Source organism: Flavonifractor sp. An92 (genome assembly GCF_002159175.1).
In the GTDB taxonomy this organism is placed as follows: domain Bacteria; phylum Bacillota; class Clostridia; order Oscillospirales; family Oscillospiraceae; genus Pseudoflavonifractor_A.
Genome location: NZ_NFGZ01000060.1, coordinates 1 through 512 on the forward strand (window position 1 = coordinate 1; position 512 = coordinate 512).

1 pseudogene is annotated in these 512 nt (G+C 59.8%); it reads left to right on the forward strand.

The features are described from left to right. A pseudogene (locus B5G43_RS16880) lies at window positions 1-512 on the forward strand (hypothetical protein); the annotation flags it as partial.

Sequence of the window (512 nt, forward strand, 5' to 3'; positions counted from 1 at the left end):
GTGGACAAGGCCTGCTGCGGCAGCCACACTCACACCTCCTTCCAGATTCGGATGCCCTACATCAAGGGGATGCTCCATCAGGTGGATTTCAAGGACTTTTTGAAGCGCAGCGGCACCCAGAGCATTGTGGACATCTGGGGCAAGGCGCACCCTGTCCGCAGTGTGGACATCATCCTCACCCGCAGTCAGTTCAAAGCCTACGGCTGGCTGCGGGAGAACAATATGACCTGGGAGGACTACTGGGACGCCTTTCGGGACTACAACCACGCCCTGTACATCACCAACCTGAGCAAGACGGAGCCGGAAAAGCTGGTGGAGCTCAACTACCAATTTCTCTCCACCCTCTCCATCCAGCCGGAGGAGTTCCGCCCTGCCGACCTGCCGGAGGGCTGGGACCACAGCCCGGAGGACGATCCCCGGCAGTGGCTGACCAAGGCCACCGAGACGGCCTACTATAACTTCCGTGCCGATGAAACATACCAGCAGGAATACTTTCGCCGGGGCCTGAGCCA